The organism is Streptosporangium sp. NBC_01639 (assembly GCF_045209755.1).
GTDB lineage: Bacteria > Actinomycetota > Actinomycetes > Streptosporangiales > Streptosporangiaceae > Streptosporangium.
In genome coordinates this window covers 441,920-460,787 of sequence record NZ_CP109272.1, presented here as the reverse complement: position 1 = coordinate 460,787, position 18,868 = coordinate 441,920, and the positions used below count along the sequence as shown (strand labels likewise).

The 18,868-nt window shown below is 71.1% G+C and carries 12 protein-coding genes; 4 read left to right on the top strand and 8 right to left on the bottom strand.

Going from position 1 to position 18,868, the window contains the following annotated elements; genetic code table 11:
• Positions 1–18 precede the first annotated feature (18 nt).
• Positions 19–1,323 carry a cation:dicarboxylate symporter family transporter gene (locus tag OHA77_RS02155; protein ID WP_406315735.1) on the top strand — a complete coding sequence of 435 codons (1,305 nt, stop codon included), beginning with the start codon at positions 19–21 and terminating at the stop codon, positions 1,321–1,323.
• A 163-nt stretch (positions 1,324–1,486) separates the two neighbouring features.
• Here OHA77_RS02155 and OHA77_RS02150 read toward each other — a convergent pair whose 3' ends face one another.
• From OHA77_RS02150 to OHA77_RS02115, 8 genes are read right to left on the bottom strand one after another with little or no spacing between them, the layout of a single operon-like run.
• On the bottom strand, positions 1,487–2,752 hold the full coding sequence (locus tag OHA77_RS02150; RefSeq protein WP_406315734.1) for an ATP-grasp domain-containing protein: 1,266 nt from the start codon (positions 2,750–2,752) through the stop codon (positions 1,487–1,489).
• A gap of 29 nt (positions 2,753–2,781) precedes the next feature.
• On the bottom strand, positions 2,782–3,609 hold the full coding sequence (locus tag OHA77_RS02145) for a GNAT family N-acetyltransferase (RefSeq protein WP_406315732.1): 828 nt from the start codon (positions 3,607–3,609) through the stop codon (positions 2,782–2,784).
• Between the two features lie 35 nt (positions 3,610–3,644).
• The gene (locus tag OHA77_RS02140; RefSeq protein ID WP_406315730.1) at positions 3,645–4,361 is read right to left on the bottom strand and encodes a thioesterase II family protein; all 717 of its coding nucleotides are present in this window, start codon (positions 4,359–4,361) and stop codon (positions 3,645–3,647) included.
• Positions 4,358–6,076: a non-ribosomal peptide synthetase gene (locus OHA77_RS02135; RefSeq protein WP_406315728.1), complete on the bottom strand. Its 1,719-nt coding sequence runs from the start codon at positions 6,074–6,076 to the stop codon at positions 4,358–4,360. The genes OHA77_RS02140 and OHA77_RS02135 overlap by 4 nt, the downstream gene beginning before the upstream one ends.
• Positions 6,073–8,979, bottom strand: a complete 2,907-nt coding sequence (locus OHA77_RS02130) for a type I polyketide synthase (RefSeq protein ID WP_406315726.1) — start codon at positions 8,977–8,979, stop codon at positions 6,073–6,075. The genes OHA77_RS02135 and OHA77_RS02130 overlap by 4 nt, the downstream gene beginning before the upstream one ends.
• Complete coding sequence (locus OHA77_RS02125; RefSeq protein WP_406315724.1) at positions 8,976–12,089, bottom strand: non-ribosomal peptide synthetase; 3,114 nt, start codon at positions 12,087–12,089, stop codon at positions 8,976–8,978. Before OHA77_RS02125 ends, OHA77_RS02130 begins: the two co-directional genes overlap by 4 nt.
• A gap of 16 nt (positions 12,090–12,105) precedes the next feature.
• The gene (locus OHA77_RS02120; protein ID WP_406315722.1) at positions 12,106–13,386 is read right to left on the bottom strand and encodes an acetyl-CoA carboxylase biotin carboxylase subunit family protein; all 1,281 of its coding nucleotides are present in this window, start codon (positions 13,384–13,386) and stop codon (positions 12,106–12,108) included.
• Positions 13,387–13,388: 2 nt separating this feature from the next.
• A complete protein-coding gene (locus OHA77_RS02115; RefSeq protein WP_406315720.1) occupies positions 13,389–15,020 on the bottom strand; it encodes an MBL fold metallo-hydrolase in 1,632 nt (543 codons plus the stop codon).
• Positions 15,021–15,691: 671 nt separating this feature from the next.
• Here OHA77_RS02115 and OHA77_RS02110 point away from each other — a divergent pair.
• The 3 genes from OHA77_RS02110 to OHA77_RS02100 are packed head-to-tail and all read left to right on the top strand — an operon-like array spanning position 15,692 to position 18,863.
• Entirely contained in the window at positions 15,692–17,020 is a 1,329-nt protein-coding gene (locus OHA77_RS02110) for an acetyl-CoA carboxylase biotin carboxylase subunit family protein (protein WP_406315719.1), read from the top strand.
• Positions 17,008–18,234, top strand: a complete 1,227-nt coding sequence (locus tag OHA77_RS02105; protein ID WP_406315718.1) for an MFS transporter — start codon at positions 17,008–17,010, stop codon at positions 18,232–18,234. Before OHA77_RS02110 ends, OHA77_RS02105 begins: the two co-directional genes overlap by 13 nt.
• A 59-nt stretch (positions 18,235–18,293) precedes the next feature.
• Positions 18,294–18,863 carry an aspartyl/asparaginyl beta-hydroxylase domain-containing protein gene (locus OHA77_RS02100; protein ID WP_406315716.1) on the top strand — a complete coding sequence of 190 codons (570 nt, stop codon included), beginning with the start codon at positions 18,294–18,296 and terminating at the stop codon, positions 18,861–18,863.
• The last annotated feature ends 5 nt before the right edge of the window (positions 18,864–18,868 follow it).

The window sequence follows — 18,868 nt, the reverse complement described above, 5'->3', positions numbered from 1 at the left end:
CGTACTCATTATCTATATATGGCAGTGATCGTTGCCGTGATTGCGGGAATCGCGATCGGGCTCGCCTCTCCCGACCTCGGCAAGGAGCTGAAGCCGCTCGGCACGGCCTTCGTCGCGCTGATCAAGATGATGATCAGCCCCATCATCTTCTGCACCATCGTGCTCGGCGTCGGATCGGTCACCCAGGCGGCCAAGGTCGGCCGGGTCGGTGGCCTGGCGCTCGGCTATTTTCTCGTCATGTCGACCGTCGCGCTGGCCATCGGCCTGGTCGTCGGCAACCTGATCGACCCCGGCAGCGGCCTCCAGCTCACCGACGAGCTGCGCAAGGCAGCCGAGGCCGAGGCGGTCAAGGGCGGCGAGAGCGACACGGTGACGTTCCTGCTCGGGATCATCCCGACCACGCTGGTGTCGGCGTTCACCGAGGGGCAGGTGCTGCAGACCCTGCTGGTGGCCCTGCTCGCCGGATTCGCCCTGCAGGCCATGGGGGAGCGGGGCAGGCCCGTCCTGGCCGGCGTCGGGCACCTCCAGCGGCTCGTCTTCCGCATCCTCGCCATGATCATGTGGGCCGCCCCGGTCGGCGCCTTCGGCGCGATGGCCGCGGTCGTCGGCGCCACCGGCGTCGACGCGCTCAAAAGCCTCGGAGTCATCATGCTCGCCTTCTACGCGACCTGTCTGATCTTCGTGCTGGGCGTGCTGGGGCCGATGCTCTGGCTGGTCGCCCGGGTCGGCCTGCCGTCCCTGCTGCGCTATCTCGGCCGTGAGTTCCTGCTCATCCTGGGCACCTCCTCCTCCGAGTCGGCCCTGCCCCGGCTGATCGCCAAGATGGAGCATCTCGGGGTGAGCCGCCCCGTCGTGGGCATCACCGTGCCGACCGGCTACTCCTTCAACCTCGACGGCACCGCCATCTACCTGACGATGGCCACCCTGTTCATCGCGAGCGCCACCGGCGCCCCGCTCTCGGTCGGCGAGCAGATCTCCCTGCTGGCCTTCATGATCATCGCTTCCAAGGGGGCCGCCGGGGTCACCGGCGCCGGCCTGGCCACCCTCGCCGGGGGCCTGCAGTCCCACCGGCCCGAACTGGTCGACGGCGTCGGCCTGATCGTCGGCATCGACCGCTTCATGTCCGAGGCCCGGGCGCTGACCAACTTCGCGGGCAACGCGGTCGCCACCGTGCTCATCGGCACCTGGACCGGTGAGTTCGACCGAGAGCGCGCGGCCGAGGTGCTGGCCGGCCGGATCCCGTTCGACGAGGCCACCCTGCTGGACGACGACCAGTCCCCACCGGCCGACCGTGCCGAGCCGCAGATGTCACCGGCCACCTAGCGGGGGTGTCATCGGCGACATCGCGCCCGGCGCGCCGACTGTTGATCTTCGTGGACCCGACCTGCGGGACCTGTACCGGATCAAGCAGAGCGCACCACCGGCGCTGATCGCCGCCGACGGCTGATTCGGCGTGACCGCCGGACCCGTTCGACGGCGGTGCTGGTCACGCGGTGCGGTAGACCTTGTCCTTCAGTACCTGGATGGCGTCATAGGCGGAGTCCAGGTCCGCGCGATCCGGCGACGTCAGGAATACCCGGAGCGGGCTCGACAGGAGGTCGGTGGTCGGGCGGATTCGCTTGCCCGGCACCAGCTTCACGCCGACCAGGTGCACGCCGGGGAGCGCGGCCAGCGCGGCCACCGCTTCCTGGTCCACCTCGCTGACCACGCCGTCCTGCTCCGTGCGGGTGTTGTGCACGATGGCGGGCTGGCGGCGCGTGTAGCGGCGGTTCCCGTACTGTGCGACGAACTTCGACGGGTGCACGTATGCCAGTGCGGTCAGGTCAGCCTGGTTCGTGCCCAGGCATACGTCGTGGAAGCCGGGGTTCATGTTGCCGTTCAGGCGGGCGCCGACCTCCACCAGGGCGGGGCCTTCGGCGGTCATCATCACTTCGGCGTGTGCCGGGCCGTGGGCGATGCCCAGTGCCGACAGGACGGTCTCCAGATATGCCAGGAGCTCCGGTACGGGAGACTCGACCGCGTCCAGGAGGATGTCGCGGTCGTAGATGCGGCTGCCGGTCGCGGTCGTGGTCTTGTCGTACTGCCACACGCCGCACAGGTAGTGCTCTCCGTTCGCCGACACGGTGTCGACGATGTACTCGGTTCCGTCCAGATAGGACTGGACCAGAACCTCGGTGTTCCGGTGGTCGAAGATGTCCACCGCCGCCAGCACCGCCTCGGCCGCCGCCGCCACCTCGTCCGCTGTGCGGCAAATGGTGACGCCGTCGGAGGACGCCGAGCTCAGTGGCTTGACCACGACAGGGTAGTCGCCGCGGGCCTCCGCCCAGGCGACGGCCCCGGCGACGTCGGCGGTGCGCGTCTGATCGGCGCAGCGGATGCCCGCGGCCCGCAAGGTCTCGATCATCTCGTGCTTGTCGCGGCGGGCGCGGGAGCGCGCCGTGCCGTTGGTCGCCAGGCCGAGGCGTTCGCTGAGCAGGTCCGCGAGCGGGACACCCGGCTCCTGACCCGCCAGCACGGCCACCGGTTTCAGTTCGGCCAGCAGGGCGACCGTCTTGTCCACGTCCTCGTCGCCTGCGCAGACCAGTTCGTCCAGGTATTCGGTCAGGTTGGGGGCGAGCATGGACGCCATCGGTTCCGCCGAGCTGCGGACGTGGACGACGGAGACGCCTGCCCGGGCGAACGCCGCCGGGAGGAAGTTCCCGGTCGAGTACCCGTCTACGATTACGGCGGTCGGCTGGTCCTGGGGGGTCATCGGGTTGCCTTCGGGTCGAGGGGCGGAGGTCAGCCGAGTGCCAGCATGACCGGGGTGTGGCTGCGGTGGTCGCCCGTGGTGTCCGGGCCGAGGACCATGATGTCGGTGGTGAAGCGGTGTTCGAGCCGTGCCTGCTCCGCCCACTTCAGGACGTGCGGGGCGCGGTGGTCGACGTCCATGCGCAGCTCGCCCGGCGCGGTCGCGGCCAGGTCGTCCAGCAGGGCGAGGGCGGTGTCCTGGTCGGGCGCGGTGATCGGGCCCAAGACCGTCGTGCCGACGTTCGGCCACGCGCCACCGAAGCCGACGACGCCGTCCGGGCCGTCCACGACCCGGAACGAGTCACAGAACTCGGGCAGGGCCGCGATGAGCTCCGTGCGCGGTGCGCCGAAGACGTCGGTGTCCAGCGCGGTGACGGCGGGTAGGTCGGCGGCCGTGAACGGGCGCGAGCGGCCCGACGGCGTGATCGGGCCGGCCGGGACGCCGCACAGCGTCGAGCACCGGCCGACCGTGCGGAAGCCCAGCTTCTCGTACAGCGGCTTGCCCATCGGGGTCGCGGTCAGCAACGCGCCTTCCGCACCGACGTCCGCCAGCGCGTGGCTCAGGATGTGGCCGCCCAGCCCTTGCCGTTCGTGCTTGCGGGCGACCAGCATCATGCTGATCGCGTTGACCGACGTGCCGTAAGGGGATGCCACGACGGCGGCGGCGAGGCCCCCGTCCGGGTCTTCGACGCCGTACACCCGGCCGATCGAGAACAGCAGGCGCCACTTGTGGTCTTCGCGCGGCCACTGCCGGTCCGACCCCAGCGCGAGGCAGGCTTCCAGGTCCGTCACGTCCAGCCGGCGTACGGTCGGGCTCACAGGCCGCTCCCAGGTAGTGGATCTTCGAGGTGCGGTCAGCCTAGCGATCGCAGCAGCTCGTACGGCGGATGTCCGATCAGGTAGAAGTGTTCCCCCGGCAGGGTCAGGGCGTCGAAGGCGCCGCTCGTCAACTCCGCCCAGCGCCGGGCCCGGTCAGGCGAGCAATGGCCGTCGCCGGTGCCGTTCACGGTGGTCGTCGGGCAGCGCAGCGGGTCGCCCGGCACGTGCCGGTAGTTCTCGAACATCACGAAGTCCGCCCGCACGTAAGGCATCGCGAGCTCGGCCAGCAGCGGGTCGCTGAACAGTTCGGCTTCCGTGCCGCCCAGCTTGGCCAGTGACCGCATGATGCTCTCGTCGCTGCGCTGTGCCGCGCCGACCGGGGCGAACTCCGGGTCGTGCGCGGCGCGGGCGCCCGACACCACCAGGTGCGGCACGTCGACCCCGGTGGTCTCCAGCAGGCGCGCCACCTCGTAGGCCACGATGGCGCCCATGCTGTGTCCGAAAAGGACGATCGGGCGGTCGGTCAACGGCTCCAGCGATTCCCGGACGCCCTTCGCCATGGCGACCAGGTCGGTCGGCAGGTCGTCGGCGAACCGGTCGGCGCGACCGGGGTACTGCACCGCATGCACGTCGAACCCGGTCAGCTCCCGTGCCCACGGCCGGAAGAAGGACGCCGATCCGGCCGCGTGCGGGAAGCACAGCAGGACCGCGGCTGCCTCCGGCCGCGGCTGGAGGGAACGCAGCCAGGTCACGAGCCCGCCCCCTCGGCACGGACCAGGTCGAACAGCTCGTCGAACGAGCGCAGCCCGTACACCTCGGCGAAGTCGAGCTCGACGCCGAAGCGGGTCGAGATCTCCTCGATGAGCCTGATCAGCCCGAGCGACGTCCCTCCCGAGTGGAAGAAGTCGCGGTCCGGCTCCGGCGGCCTGCCCGCCAGCTTGGTCCACAGCCTGGTCAGCTCCGCCGCGTCGGTCTCGGTCGGGAGCGCGACCTCGGCGGTCCGCTCCCGCTCCCAGCGCGTGACCAGCGCCCGGTGGTCGACCTTGCCGGTCGGCCCGGTCGGGAACGCCTGCACCACGACGATGTCGTCCGGCACGACGTGCCGCGGCGCCCGGGTCCATGCGCGGGAGCGCAGGTCGGCGACGTCGACGGGACCGGTCGTGCGCACGAAGCCGAGCAGCGATCTGGCGCCCGGCTCGCCGACCGGTACCACGACCGCCTCGGCGACCTGTGGATCGGCGGCGAGCACCGCGCGTGATTCGGCCGGATTCACCCGGTAACCGCGGACCTTCACCTCGTCGTCAAGTCGTCCCAGGAACTCCAGCGCGCCGGTGGACAGGCGGCGGACCCGATCACCGGTGCGGTACACCGTGGTGCCCACGGCCGTGACGAACCGGCGCGCGGTCAGTTCGGGTTCGCCCGCGTAGCCGAGCGCCAGCCGGTCTCCGCCGATCACCAGCTCGCCCGGCGTTCCGTCCGGCACCGGGCACAGGTTCTCGTTGACGACGTGCAGTTCCGCGCCCGCCACCGGGAAACCGATCGGCATCGTGGCGCACTCGGCGGCATCCCACCGCGCGACCTCGTACGCCGAGCTGATCACACCCGCCTCGGTCGGGCCGTACGTGTTGACCACCCGGACACCGGGGTGCGCGGACCGCAACCGGGTCGCGTGCGTGATCGACATGACGTCGCCACCCGACGTCACCAGGCGCAGCCCGGCGAGCGCGTCGAGGTGGTGGTCGACCAGCAGCGCGAAGATCGCCGGACTCGGGTGCGCGACGGTGATCCGGGGATCGGCGAGCGCGTCGGCGAGGGTCCGCAACGACGCGGCCGAGGCGCGGACGCAGAACACCGTCGCGCCGGCCAGCAGCGAGCACCAGATCTCCAGCGCCGACGTGTCGAACGCGAGCGTCGCCATGGCGAGCACGCCGTCGTCCGGCCCGACGGTGAACGGGCTGGACCGCAGCAGGCCGAGGATACTCCGGTGCGGCACCGCGACCGGCTTCGGCGTTCCGCTGGAGCCGGAGGTGAACATCGTGTACAGCACGTCGTCCGGCGTACCCGCGGGCCGGGCGGACTTTTCGTCGTTCGCCGCGTCGCGCACGTGCCGGGTCGCCCGGCCGAGATCGGTTTCGGGGCGGTGGCCGTCGGTCAGCAGCACGAGCCCGGCGCCCGCGGTCGTCAGCATCCACCGGGAGCGTTCGTCCGGATAGCCGGGATCGACCGGGGCGTACGACGCGCCCGCGAACGCCGTGCCCAGCATCGCGACGATCGAGTCGCGGCTCGCCTGGCCGTACACGCCGACCGGGTCGCCGGGGGAGACGCCCCACGCGCGCAACGCGGCGGCCACCGCGGTCGCGCGCCGGTGCAGCTCGCGGTAGGTCAGCGTGCCGCTCGCGTCGTGCACCGCGTCCTTGTCCGGGTACGTGGCGGCGATCTTGTCGAACACCTCGGACAATGTCGTCATGGCGTGTCCTTCGTGGTGGCGGTGGCCGACTCGACGAGTGCGATCTGGTCGCCCAGGGTGCGGGCCGAGGCGAACTCCCGGATCGGGATGACGACGTCGAGGGCCGTGTTCAGCCTGCGGACCAGCCGGATGAGGACCAGCGAGTCGCCGCCGACGGCGAAGAAGTCGGCGTCGTCGGCCAGGTCCGGGTAACCGAGCCATTCGGTCCACAGCTTGGTCAGCAGCGAGCGTGGCGTGTCCGGTGCGGACATGTCGACGGACGCGGGCTGTGCCGGGGTTTCCCCGGTGGGGCGGGCCAGCGCCTCCGGCGCGGTCGCCACGCGACCGTGGAACGGATAGGTCGGCAGGTGCACCGGCCTGCCCGCCGGGATGAGCCGGGCCAGGTCCACCGGGTGGCCCAGGGTCCACAGCGCGGCAAGACCGGTGAGCGGCGCGTCGTCGTCGCGGTTGGCGGCCAGCGCGATGCCGGTCAGCCCCTCGGCGGAGGCCGAACCGCTGAGCGCGCGGCCAGGCCCGATCTCGACGGCGACCGCGTCGGGGAACCGGTTCGCCAGCGCGGCGAGACCTTGGGCGAAGCGCACGGTGCGACGGGCGGACTCGGCGAACATCGCGGCGTCGACCGGTGTGCCCGCGTCGATCAGCGCGCCGGTCGCGTTCGACAGGAACGGCACGGTCGGCGGGCGTGTGGTCACCTTGGCCAGCTCGGCGTTCAGACCGGGGATCGCGGGTTCGACCAGCGCGCTATGGAACGCGTGCAGCGTGGTGAGCGCGCGGTGGAAGACCCGGTCGCCCAGGTAGTCCGCGAACGCGTCGACGGCGCCGGTCGGACCGGACACCACGCAGCTCTCGGCCGTGTTGACCGCGGCGATCTCCAGCGCCGCACCGCCAGGCAGAGGCCGGGCCTCGTCCAGTAGCTTCAGCACCTCCGCCTCGCCGCAGCCGACCGCGAGCATCCGCCCCTTCCCGCAGGCCTGCATGAGGTCACCCCTCGCGACCACGAGCCGGAGTGCCTCGGTCCGGGTCAGCACACCGGCGAGGCACGCGGAGGTGATCTCGCCGAGGCTGTGCCCGGCGACCGCGACCGGTTTCAGCCCGAGTCCGCGCAGTGCCTGTGCGGCGGCGTACTCCAGCACGAACAGCGCGGGCTGGGCGATGTCCGTCCGGCCGTACCGCCAGCTGTGGCTCGCCCGGTCATAGAGCGCGCGCCGCACGTCGGTGGCGAGGCCGGCGGGCAGTTCGGCGAGGCACTCCTCGGCGAGTTCGGCGAAGCCGGGCAACCGGTCGCGCCACGGCAGACCCATGGCAGCGGGCGCCGAGCCCTGGCCGGGCAGCAGGAACACCAGTGGCGCCGGGCCGGACACGGGCCGGATCCCGTTCATCCGCTCGGTCGGGGCGCGCAGGCGCCGCGCGACCTGGACCGCCGTGCCGCCGACGACGGCAAGCCGGTACGCCAGCGGCGCCCGACCACTGACCAAGGTTCGCGCGATGTCGTTCAGCGGAGCGTCGGCGCCGGTCAGGTGGTCGGCGAGCCGGGTGGCCGTACGTTCGAGCGCTTCCGGTTGCGCCGCCGACAGGACGATGACGGTGTCCTGCTCCGGCTGGGGAGTACCTGCCGGTGCCGGGACAGCCTGTTGCACGATCACGTGCGCGTTCGTGCCTCCGATGCCGAACGAGCTCACGCCCGCCCGCCGCGGTTCGGGCCCCGGCCACGGCGTCGCCTCGGTCGGCACGGACACCGGGCCCGCGGTGAGCATCGGGTTCAGCTCGGTGAACCCGGCCACCGGGGGGATCACGCCGTCGCGCAGCACGCGCAGGGTCTTGACCAGCGAGGCCAGCCCCGACGCCGCGTCCAGGTGACCGATGTTGGCCTTCACCGCGCCCAGCCGGACCTGCCCCTCGGGCACCCCGTCGAGCGCGGCGCACATCGCCTTCCACTCGATCGGGTCACCGACGTAGGTGCCGGTCGCGTGCGCCTCCAGGTACCCCAGCGAGTCCGCGGACACGTCCGCTGCCCGCAGCGCGGCCCGGATCACCGCTTCCTGCCCCGTCGCCGACGGTGCGTTGTAGCCCGCCTTCGCCATGCCGTCGTTGTTCACGGCGGTGCCCAGGATCACGCCGTGCGGCGTGACACCCTCTGCCACCGCGTCGGCGAGCCTGCGCAGCACCACGGCGACCACACCCGAGCCCGCGAGGGTCCCGTCCGCGGCGGCGTCGAACGGACGGCACGCGCCGCCTGCGGACATGATGCCGCCGCTCACCCGCAGGTGTCCCTCCTGCGGGAATCCGACCGAGGCCGCGACCACCAGCGCTTGGTCGCACTCGCCGCCGAGCAGCGCCTGCACGGCGGTGTGCAACGCGACCAGCGACGACGAGCACGCCGTCTGCACGGTCATCGCCGGACCGCGCAGGCCGAGCTTGTAGGCGATCCGGGTGGCCGTGTAGTCCTGCCCGGAGCCCACTTCGAGGCGGTCGTGCATGTCGTGCGGCAGGGCCCCGCCGATGAGGATCCGCCGCTGGTAGGCGCTGCTGCTGGAACTCGCGTAGACACCGGTGCGCAGGCCGCCGTCCAGCGGGTCGCGCCCGGCGTCCTCCAGCGCCGCCCACGCGGCTTCGAGCATCAGCCGGTGCTGCGGGTCGGTCAGTTCGGCGTCGCGCGGGCTCATGCCGAACAACGCGGTGTCGAACCGGTCGGCATCCGGCAGGTACCCGCAGACCGGGACGTACTCGGGGTCGTGCACCCGTGCGGCAGGCACGCCCGCGGCGATCAGCTCGTCCGTGTCACGGCGCGTGGTGAACACCTCGCCCGCGCCGATCGCCGCCATCCACTCGTCGAGGTCCGTCGGACCGGGCAGCCGGGCGAACATCCCGGTGACGGCGACGTCGAACGCGTCGTCACGGATCATCGCGCTACCGCCGCACCACGCCGTGCTTTGGCCGCGAGCCGGGCCCGCCGGTCGTCGGCGCCGGTCTCGGTGACCGGTGCGGCGTTGCGGACGAGGTCGGCCTGGGTGGTGACGGTCGTGGCGGTGAACAGGTCAACTATGGACACTTCGGTGCCGGTCTGGGTAGTGATTTCGCTTTGAAGCAGGGGTACCAGGAGTGAGTGGCCGCCGACGTCGAAGAAATTCTCCTCGACCGGGACCTCGGTCAGGCCCAGGACGGTGCGCCACGCGGTGGAGAGCTGCGCGATCAGATCGTCGCTCGTGGCGACCGGTCCGAAGTCGGCCGCCGTCTCCTCTTCGGTCAGCGCGTCGAGGTCGACCTTTCCGTTGGGCGTCAACGGGAACGCGTCCAGCACCCGCAGGGTCTTCGGCACCATCGGCTCGGGAAGCCGCTCGGCCAGCAGGCGCCGGGCGGCGCCCGCGTCGAAACCGGGGGCGGCGACCACGAAGCCGAGCAGGCGCGTGGCCGTGGCGTCGGGCCGCACGACGGCGCCGCGCACACCCTCCACCTCGGACAGCGCGGCCTCGACCGCGCCGAGTTCGACCCGGTGCCCGCGGATCTTCACCTGCTGGTCGGCCCGGCCCAGGAACTCCAGCTCACCGGTCTCGGTCCAGCGGACGCGGTCGCCGGTGCGGTACACCCTGCCGTCGGTGAACCGGTCGGCGCCGAACACCGGGTCGTCCGGCCTGCCGTGGTAGCCGCGGGTGACGCCGGCGCCACCGATGTGCAGTTCGCCGACCGCGCCCGGCGGTGAGAGCTCGCCGCGGTCGTCGATGACGTACAGCCGGGTGCCCGCGATCGGACCGCCGATGGTCACCGGAGCCACCCGGTCGTACACCCGCCTGCTTGCCCACACCGTCGCCTCGGTCGGGCCGTACTCGTTGACCAGGTGCGCGTGCGGCGCGATGGCGAAGTGCTCGGCCATCAACGACTCGGGCAGCGCCTCGCCCGCGACGACGACCCGGCGCAACGACCGCAGCGCCGCACCGTCGCCCGCCTGGGACAGCAGCAGGGCGTAGAGCGTCGGCACGCACAGCAGGTCGGTGACCTGGTGGCGTTCGACCAGCGTGAGCAGGCGCTTCGGGTCGCGGATGTCGTCCAGGTCGGCGACGACCAGCGTGCCGCCGGCGGTCAGTGTGCCCCACAGCCCCGCGGCCGAGGAGTCGAACGCCAGGGGTGACACGTGCAGGAACACCGGTTCGCCGGGGTACTCCGCCCGGCGTGCGGCGGTGGACGCGGCCAGACCGCCGTGCTCCACCACGACGCCCTTGGGCTCGCCGGTCGTTCCGGAGGTGTAGATCAGGTAGGCGGGGTCGGTCGCCGTGGCCTGCTCGACGCCCGCCACGCCCGGTGTGCCGCGCTCTTCCTCGACGTCCAGGGTGACCAGGGAAAGCGGGACCCGATGGGAGGTCTCCCCGGTCGTCAACACGTGGGTCACGCCCGCGTCGTCCAGGACCGCCGCGATGCGCTCGTCCGGAACGGCGGGGTCGAGCGGCAGGTACGCCGCGCCCGCGCGCAGGACGCCGAGCACCGCGGCGACCATGGCGGGCGACCGCTCGGTGAGCACGCCGACCGTCGCGCCGCGTCCTACTCCGTGGGAGTTCAGCCGTGCTGCGACGCCGCCCGCCCAGTCGTGCAGTTCGCGGTAGTCGAGGCTCTTGCCGGCATGGGTCAGCGCGGGGTGGTTCGGCCGCGCGGCGGCGACCTCCGCGAAGCGCGCGGTGACGGTGACGTCCGCGCCATCGGCGACCGGTCCGCCGTCGCCGAGCGCGAGGAGCCGGTCGACGGAGTCCGTGTCGAGCAGCGGCAGCTCACCGATGGCTCCGCCGCTGGACACGAGACCGGTGAGGATCGTGCGCAGGTGGCCGGCGAACTGCTCGATCTGCGCCTCGGTGTACTGGTCGGCACGGTAGATCGCCGCGAGTTCGGCGGTGTCCTGGCCCGCACGCAGCCAGACCGTCAGGTCGTACTTCGACACCAGGGTCGGGAACTCGACCTCGACGACCTCCAGACCCGGCGCGGTCGGACCGCTCTGGTGGGCCGCGTAGTTGAACAGGACCTGGAACACCGGCGTGCGACCGGAGGCGGGCGCGCTGCCGACACAGCGCACGGTCTCGTCGAACGGCACGTGCCGGAACGTGAACGCGCGCAGCAGCGCGCGGTGTGCCGTGCCGAGGTAGTCGGCGGTGGTCTGGTCGTCCTCGACCCGCAGCCGCACCGGCGTCGGGTTGATGAACATGCCGGAGGTGTCGGCGAACTCGGCGGTGCGGGTGTCCATCGTGGAGCCGAGCACGATGTCGCGGGTACCGGTATAGCGGCGCAGCGTCAGGCCGAGTGCGGCCATGCCCAGCACCTGCGGGGTGGTGCGGAGCTCACGGGCGGTGTCCAGCACCTGGCGCCACAGGGCCGCGTCGATCGGCACCCGCACCTCCGCGCCGCGCTTGCCCTCGACCGGGTGTGCCGGGCCGAGGCCGAGCGGGCGATCGGGCACCGGTACGCGCAGCTCGTCGAACCAGGCTTCGAGCTTCTCCGTCGCGGGACGCTTCGCCGTCGCCTCCCAGGCGACGTAGTCCGCGTAGGTGGGCGCCGTCTCGGTCGTCTTGCCCGCGTACTGCGCGAAGAGGTCGTCGGTCACCAGCCGTACGGTGCGGCCGTCGGTGACGATGTGGTGGGCGGTCAGCAGGACCAGGTGGTCGTCGTCCGCCAGCCGCAGCACCTCCAGTTCCGCGGCGGGTTCCGCGGTCAGGTCGAACACCCTGGTCGCGGCGGCCCGCAGCACGGCGTCGAGCTCGCCCGCGTCGATCTCGGTCATACGGGCCGCCATCCGCTCGACCGGCCACAGGCCGCGGCCGGGAACGCCGCCGGACTCGGTGATCCGCAACCGCAGCTCGGCGTGCCGGGTCAGCACCGCCGTCCAGGCCGCTGCGATGGCGTCGGTGTCGAGCACTCCACGGACCCGAACGGCCCAGGGGACGGTGAACTCGAAGCTGTCCGGTTCGACATGCGCCGCGAACCACAGCCGGTGTTGGGCCGCCGACAGAGCCGGACCGGTCGCTGCGGTCTGGACCATGGATGCTCTCCCTCTACTACTGCCTATTGGCGGTGACCTGCGGCGCGATGGTGTCGTCGCGCGTGAAGCGGAAGCGGGTGGTGTCCCCGATCCGGGTGACCAGCCCGGCTAGCGCGGTGTGGTCCGGCACGCGGCCGTACACCTTGCCGAGCCTGCTGAACGCCCCTTCGCGCCAGGAGACCCGCTGTCCCGGTGTCACGCGCACATCGATCAGGTCAACCCCGGCGTGCGCGTGCAGTTCGGCGAGCCCCTCGACGCCCTCGACCGCGGTCGCATCGGTCGGCGGCAGGAACACGTACTGGTAGGTGATGCCCGTGCCCGCGTGTTCCGGCGCGACGGGTGGGTCCCCGAGGGCGAGCCGGAACGCGGTCTCGATCACGGAGTAGCCGAACGCGCGGTCGAACAGGTCGGGCACGTGCCCGCCCACCCGGCCGTTGACCTCGATCACTCGTGGGCCGGCCGCGGTCAGCTTCAGTTCGGTGTGGACGACCCCGGTACGGATACCGAGTGCGAGCACGGCCGCCTCGGCGACCGCGAGCACGCGTTCGGTGATCGCCGCGTCGAGGGTCGCGGGCAGGAAGAACCCGCGTTCGCGGAACGGCGGCTCCAGCGGGAGCTTGCCGACGACACCGAGCGGGAGCACGGCGCCGTCGTGCACGGCGGCTTCGACCGACACGTAGTCGCCGAACGCCGGTCCGGCCACCTCCGGGTCGCCGATCAGCAGCTCCTCGGCGACCAGCATGCTGCCGGTCGGTGCGGTGGCGAAGAACCGGCGCGCGGCGGCCTCGGCCGCCGCGAGGTCGTCGACCCTGGTGACGTGCTGTCCCGCCGTGCCGTCGTGCGGCTTGAGCACCGCGGGCAGACCGGTCACGGTGAGCGCGTCGGCCACCGTGGACCCGACCGTGATCACCGCGTACCGGGTGGCGTCGACGCCGTGCGCCGCCAACGCCCGGCGTTGCGCCGCCTTGTCCCGCAGCACGGCGGTGACCTCGGGGGAGTGCCAGTGCGGCGTGCCCAGGTGTGCCGCGAGCGCCGAGGCGACCGGCAGGCACAGGTCGCTGAAGGTGACCACGCCGGTGAGCCGCACGGCGGCGGCTGCGGCCGCGGCCTCGTCCGGGGACATTCCCGCCGTGTCGACCAACGTGAACCGGCGGCGCAGGGCGGGCAGCACCTGGGCGACGTGCTCCGAGGTCGAGTCGATCACCAGGACCGGCTCGACGTCGAGGGCGCGGGCCGCCGCGGACAGCTCCGCGGGGCCCGCCGACCCCCGGTCGTAGACGACTGCCAGCCTGCGCACCGCTATCGGGTCCTCGTCGGCACGACCTCGTCGGAACCGGCGGGCCAGCTGCGTTCCGCGGTGATGTACAGCAATTCGGATGACACGCCCCGCTTGCCGCACAGCTCGGTGAGGAGCTCCGACTGTTGGATCTGCTCGGCCGCGGGGTCGTACCAGCACCCCGAGAGGTGCTTGAGCCACGGCTCCATGCCGAGCGCGTAGACGAACACGGTACGCGCGCCGACCTGCTGCGCCACCTTGTCCGCCGGGTCCGCGAATGAACCCTTGAGCCCACGGGCGAGGTCGTCGTTGCGGCTGATCGGCGTGTCGAGCAGCGGGCCGTAGAGCCAGCTCATCGGCGCGCCGACGCACTCCAGGCCGATGAACAGCGCGTCGACGGTGCCGATCTCGCGGCCGACCAGCTCGTAGATCGACGGGTCCATCGGCGAGGTGTCGGTCGCGAACAGGAAGCCGCGGCCGCCGATGCGCACCAGCGGCACCATTTTGGCGCGGATATCGAGGTCGCCGTGCTCGCCGAGGAACGGCAGCGCGGTGATCTTCGCCGGGCCGAGGTCGAGCGACTGCACCTCGCCGAGCTCGACCACATTGCGGAAGCCGAAGCTTTCCAGGAAGACCCGGAGGTTGAAGTCGGGCAGCGTGCCGCCCCCGGTGAGCGGGACGACGATCGTGCCGATCCGGTCGCGCAGCTGGAGCAGTGTCTCCAGCGAGAAGTGGTCGGAGTGGCCGTGGCTGACCACCACGACGTCGATCTTCTCGGGCAGGTCGGCGAAGGTGAAGTGGTCCCAGCCGTCGTCGTCGTAGCCGAGCGTCGGGTCGGTCATGACCGTGAAGCCCTCGTACTCCATCAGCACGCTCGCGTGCCCGAAGTAACGGACCCGGACCTGGCCGGGCTCCGCGTGGTCGTACGGCTTGGGCTCCCGGTCGGTGAACAGACCGCGGAAGATTTCCTGCTGCCCGCCCGCCAGCTCGAACAGCTCGATCAGTGCCTCGACGTCGACCCGGCGGCGGTGGCCCGCGAACAGCTCACCCAGCTCCGGCGCGGAGAACGGCACCTTGAGCTCGGCCCGGCCGTGCGACAGCACCGGCGAGCCGTAGATGAACGGCTGGTTCGGATCGTGCCGGGGCAGCAGTGAGATCGTCTGCGCCTCCGGTTGCAGCGCCGCCGTGCGGTAGAGCAGCGGCTCGAAGAAGCGCAGCGAGGGGTTGTTCGCCGTGTCGTAGACGAGCTCGGAGATGCCGTGCAGGCTCGGCGGCAGCTGGGCGTACAGGCTCGCGAGCGACCCGCCGTTCGCGTTCTCCTTAAGGATCGCGCGCATGGCGTCGATCTCCTCGGCGAGTTGCAGGCGCGGCCGGCCTTCCTTGAGCGTGGTCTCGACCAGCTCCTCGATCGCCGCGACACCGCCTTCGCGCGAGTTGACGAACGGCGCGCCGAACATGGTCGGGTTCTTGAGCGCGGCTTCGTGTGCGTGCGGCGAGGCGAGGTAGCCGCGCAGCGCGGGCAGCTGCCGTTTCGCCAGATTGAGCGCACCGGTGTGCGGAGCGGCGAAGTACGGAACCGCGTACCACCTGTGGATCAGCGGCTGCACCACTGTCGATGTCGCGAGATAGCGCCCTGTCGAGGTATCCGAACTCATCGTATCCCTTTCACTGTGGTCTCGAACAAGGAGGCCGATGTGGGGTCGCCAAATACATGGTTGTCCGCGCGAGTGTTTAAACGAGTATTTGTGAGCGCGGCCAGCCGGATCGACGAGCCAATTTCTCGCGCACGTCAGTAACCGGCTTCGGCCACGGGAAGCAGGAGACGGTGGCTCGGCCGGTAGGATGCGTTCGATGCTCGGCGGGCCCTTCGTATGCCCGAATTGCCGGATATGCGAACAGGTGAAGGAAGTCAGGTCACCTGTGCTTCGACGTCCAGGGTCTTGCTCCCGGCTAACGGATTCCCCAGATCCATGGCATTGCATCCTCCCTCGTTACTCCATCCGGGAGGCTGACCTCCCTGGGCTCGGCAACCCTCCGGATGCGGAGTTTCGCGGCGATTTTATGCGGGTCCGTGACGGCCGTGTCAAGGATGCTCCGCCGTTTTGTCCATTGCTTTCTGGAATGAGCATATTGGGGTAGGCCTCTTGACGCCCTGGATCGGCTCGTTTATAAAATCCAAGCTGGCGTTCGTTTTATTTGGGCTGCTCAGCAGGATTTCTGGGGCGAGTCGTTATTCCAGGGGCTTCGCTGTGTGGATCAGTTGTGCCGTGCGTCCCGCTGTGCCTGTCGGGCCACGCCCGGCCATACCCGAAATGCGGTGTATTACATGACCGCTATACCTCGCTCGCTGGTCCTCGTCCTCGGTGTCGACAAATACGTACTCGACGCGTGCGAAAGGCACGACGTCGAGGCCGTCGTCGTCGTGGGCGCCGGGCAACGCGACTACGGACTCCAGCCCGTTCCCGAGGGCATGACGGTGCTGCGGGTCGACAGCGTGTCCAGTCCCGAGGCGGTGCTCGGCGCGCTGCACCGGTCCGGTTACGCCGAACGGCGCTTCGACGGGGTGCAGACGTCCGACGAGTGGGCCATGGTCACGGCGGGCATGCTCGCCGCACACCTGGGCGCACGCGCGATCGACCCCGTGACCGCGTTGTACTTCCGCGACAAGACACTGCAGAAGCGGCGGGTCCGGGAAGCGGGCGTCCCAGCCGCGCGGACCCACGTCATCGAGGACATCCACGACCTCGGCGATCTCACCGAGCTGCCCTTCGCCAGGGCGGTGCTCAAACCGATCGCGGGCGCGGCGGCCGCCATGACCTCCATGGTCGGCGACATCGGCCGGCTGCGTGCGCTCAGCGCCAAGTACCGCGGCGAGCACACCGGCCAGCGCACCTTCGCGCTGGAGGAGTACATCCCCGGCGACGAGTGGGTCGCCGACGGCGTCCTGCACGACGGCGAGGTCGTGTTCTGCGCCCTCGGCCGCTACGGCGTGCCGTGCATGACGACGATCGACCGGGAACTCCCCCTGTGGCTGCGCAGGTTCGACCCGAACGACGAGGCGTGGGCCTACGAGCTCGGCGAACCGGTGGTGCGCCGCGCGCTCACCGCGCTCGGCCTGCGCGACGGCGTGTTCCACATGGAGCTGTTCCACGATGCCGAGACCGGCACCCTGACGTTCGGCGAGTGCGCGGCGCGACGCGGTGGCGCGCTTGTGCACGAGGAGGTGCAGGCCAAGTTCGGCGTGCACCTGGGCGAGGGGGCGCTGTTCGGCGCGCTGGGCCGCAAGCCCGAGATCGAGGTGAAGGTGCGGCCGGAGACCATCGGCGGCACCTATCTGATGGGGCGGCCGGGCACGTTGTTCCACTGCCCGTCGCCGAAGGACATGAGTGCTCTCGACGGCGTCGAGTACGTGCGCGTCGAGTCGGCGTTCGGCGCGTCGCTCTCCTCCGCGGTCGGCAGCACCAATGTCCGCATCGCCCAGGTGCTGGTCTCGGCCTCCTCGGAGGAGGCGCTGCTGCGCCGGTTCGAGGAGCTGCGGGTGTGGTTCGACGAGCGACTGCTGATCGCGCCGAGCGGCCCGATGAGCGGGCTGCGCGCGTGGCAGCGGGAGAATTGGCCGGACGCCGACTACCGGGACCTGCCATGGCAGTCGTGATGAGCGGGCTCGTCACCAGGCTGCTGCCCGAGACGCCGGCACAACGGGCCCTGGCTCTCGCGCACTTCGTGAACGCGGTCGGCAGCGGCATGTTCATGGCGGGCAGCGTGCTGTACTTCACCCGGATCATCGGTCTGCCGGCGACCCAGGTCGCGCTGGGCCTCTTCCTCGGCGCGATGGTGGGTCTGATCGCGGGCATCTTCGCCGGGCGGATCGCCGACCAGTACGGCGCCAGGGAGACCCAGATCGCGGTCATGCTCGCGGGCACCGCGGCCATGACCTGCTTCCTGTTCGTCTCGTCGCTGGTCTCCTACCTCGCCGTGTCCGTCCTCGTCGGACTCGTCTTCGCGGCCGACAAGTCGAGCAAGGCGCCGCTGGTACGGCACTTCGGCGGCGAGAACCTGGCCGGGTACCGCGCCTACCTGCGTTCGACGGTGAACCTCGCCATCGCACTCGGCTCGCTGGGCGCGGGCGTCGCGCTCCAGCTCGACACCAAGATCGCGTACCAGGTGCTGATCTGCGGCCGGGCGCTGTCGTTCCTGGCGGGCGCGGTGTTGCTGGTCCGGCTGCCCCGCGTCGAGCCGAGCAAGGCGACCGCCGCGTCCGGGCGGTGGATGGCGCTGCGCGACCGGCCGTACCTGACCGCGACCGCGCTGAACTCCGTGATGTCACTGCACTACGCGGTGCCGACATTCTTGTTGCCGCTGTGGATCGTCGAGCACACCGCGGCTCCCAAGTGGATGGTCTCGGTCGCGCTCGCCCTGAACACGGCCATGATCATCACACTCCAGGTGGTGCTGAGCCGGAACGTCTCCGACCACGCCGCCGCGGGCGGCAAGATGCGGTGGGCGGGGATCGCGGTCGCCGTCGGGCTCGCGCTGATGGCCGTGGCGGGCACCCAGTCCCCGGCCGTCGCCATCGCACTGCTCGTGCTGTCCATGGCCGTCTACACCCTCGGCGAACTGTGGCACGCCGCCGCGTCGATGGAGTACTCGTTCGGTCTCGCCGCACCGCACGCCCAGGGGCAGTACTCGGGCGTGTTCGGCCTCGGTGGCGGGGTGGCCGAGGCCCTCGCGCCCGCCGTGCTCGGTCTGGCCATCACCTACGGCTGGCCCGCATGGCTGCTCATCGCGGCGGGCTTCGCCGCCGTCGGCGCGCTGAGCTCACCGCTGATCGCGTACTCCATGCGCCGGTGGCGGCCTGCACACCTGTGATCCCACAACCGGCCGCGTCGCGGACCGGCACGACCCAACCGCACACGAAAGGCAGACCCGTGACCCTGACCGGCGCCGAGACCCGTACCGCGATGATCGAAATCGTCCCGGACCTCCTGTTCGACCCGGAGAAGATCACCGAGGCCTACCAGCAGGTGGTCGACCGCGTGCCGGTGGCCGACCCGGCCAACCCCGACCACCGGCTGCGCAGGCTCGGCCTCACCCACCGCGCGGGCGCCGACGACCCGTGGCACGACGCGGGCAACGGCCAGTTCAACCAGGCCACCGGCGAGAAGAACTTCGAGGAGGCGGAGTTCCGCTTCTTCAACGAGGAGCTGACGGACACCTACTTCCACGAGATCTACCGCAGCCTGCCGTTCCAGATCGGCCGCATGCGCCTGGTCGCGCTGCACCCGTCGGAGATCTACCACATGCACACCGACGCCTCGCGGGTCGCGCACATGGCGATCAAGACCAACGAGGACTGCCGACTGCTGCTGCGCCGCGGCGAGACCTACCACGTCCCGACCGACGGCCGCATCCACATCCTCAACACGCTGCTGCACCACTCCGCCTACAACGCCGGCGGGGACACCCGGATCCATCTGACGATGACCATCGTCGAGTGATCGGC

Excerpts from the sequence above, each read along its gene's own strand:
- OHA77_RS02155 (WP_406315735.1), top strand. The coding sequence starts at position 19 with ATGGCAGTGATCGTTGCCGTGATTGCGGGAATCGCGATCGGGCTCGCC.
- OHA77_RS02150 (WP_406315734.1), bottom strand. The coding sequence starts at position 2,752 with ATGACCCCCCAGGACCAGCCGACCGCCGTAATCGTAGACGGGTACTCG.
- OHA77_RS02135 (WP_406315728.1), bottom strand. The coding sequence starts at position 6,076 with ATGACGACATTGTCCGAGGTGTTCGACAAGATCGCCGCCACGTACCCG.
- OHA77_RS02130 (WP_406315726.1), bottom strand. The coding sequence starts at position 8,979 with ATGATCCGTGACGACGCGTTCGACGTCGCCGTCACCGGGATGTTCGCC.
- OHA77_RS02125 (WP_406315724.1), bottom strand. The coding sequence starts at position 12,089 with ATGGTCCAGACCGCAGCGACCGGTCCGGCTCTGTCGGCGGCCCAACAC.
- OHA77_RS02115 (WP_406315720.1), bottom strand. The coding sequence starts at position 15,020 with ATGAGTTCGGATACCTCGACAGGGCGCTATCTCGCGACATCGACAGTG.
- OHA77_RS02110 (WP_406315719.1), top strand. The coding sequence starts at position 15,692 with ATGACCGCTATACCTCGCTCGCTGGTCCTCGTCCTCGGTGTCGACAAA.
- OHA77_RS02105 (WP_406315718.1), top strand. The coding sequence starts at position 17,008 with ATGGCAGTCGTGATGAGCGGGCTCGTCACCAGGCTGCTGCCCGAGACG.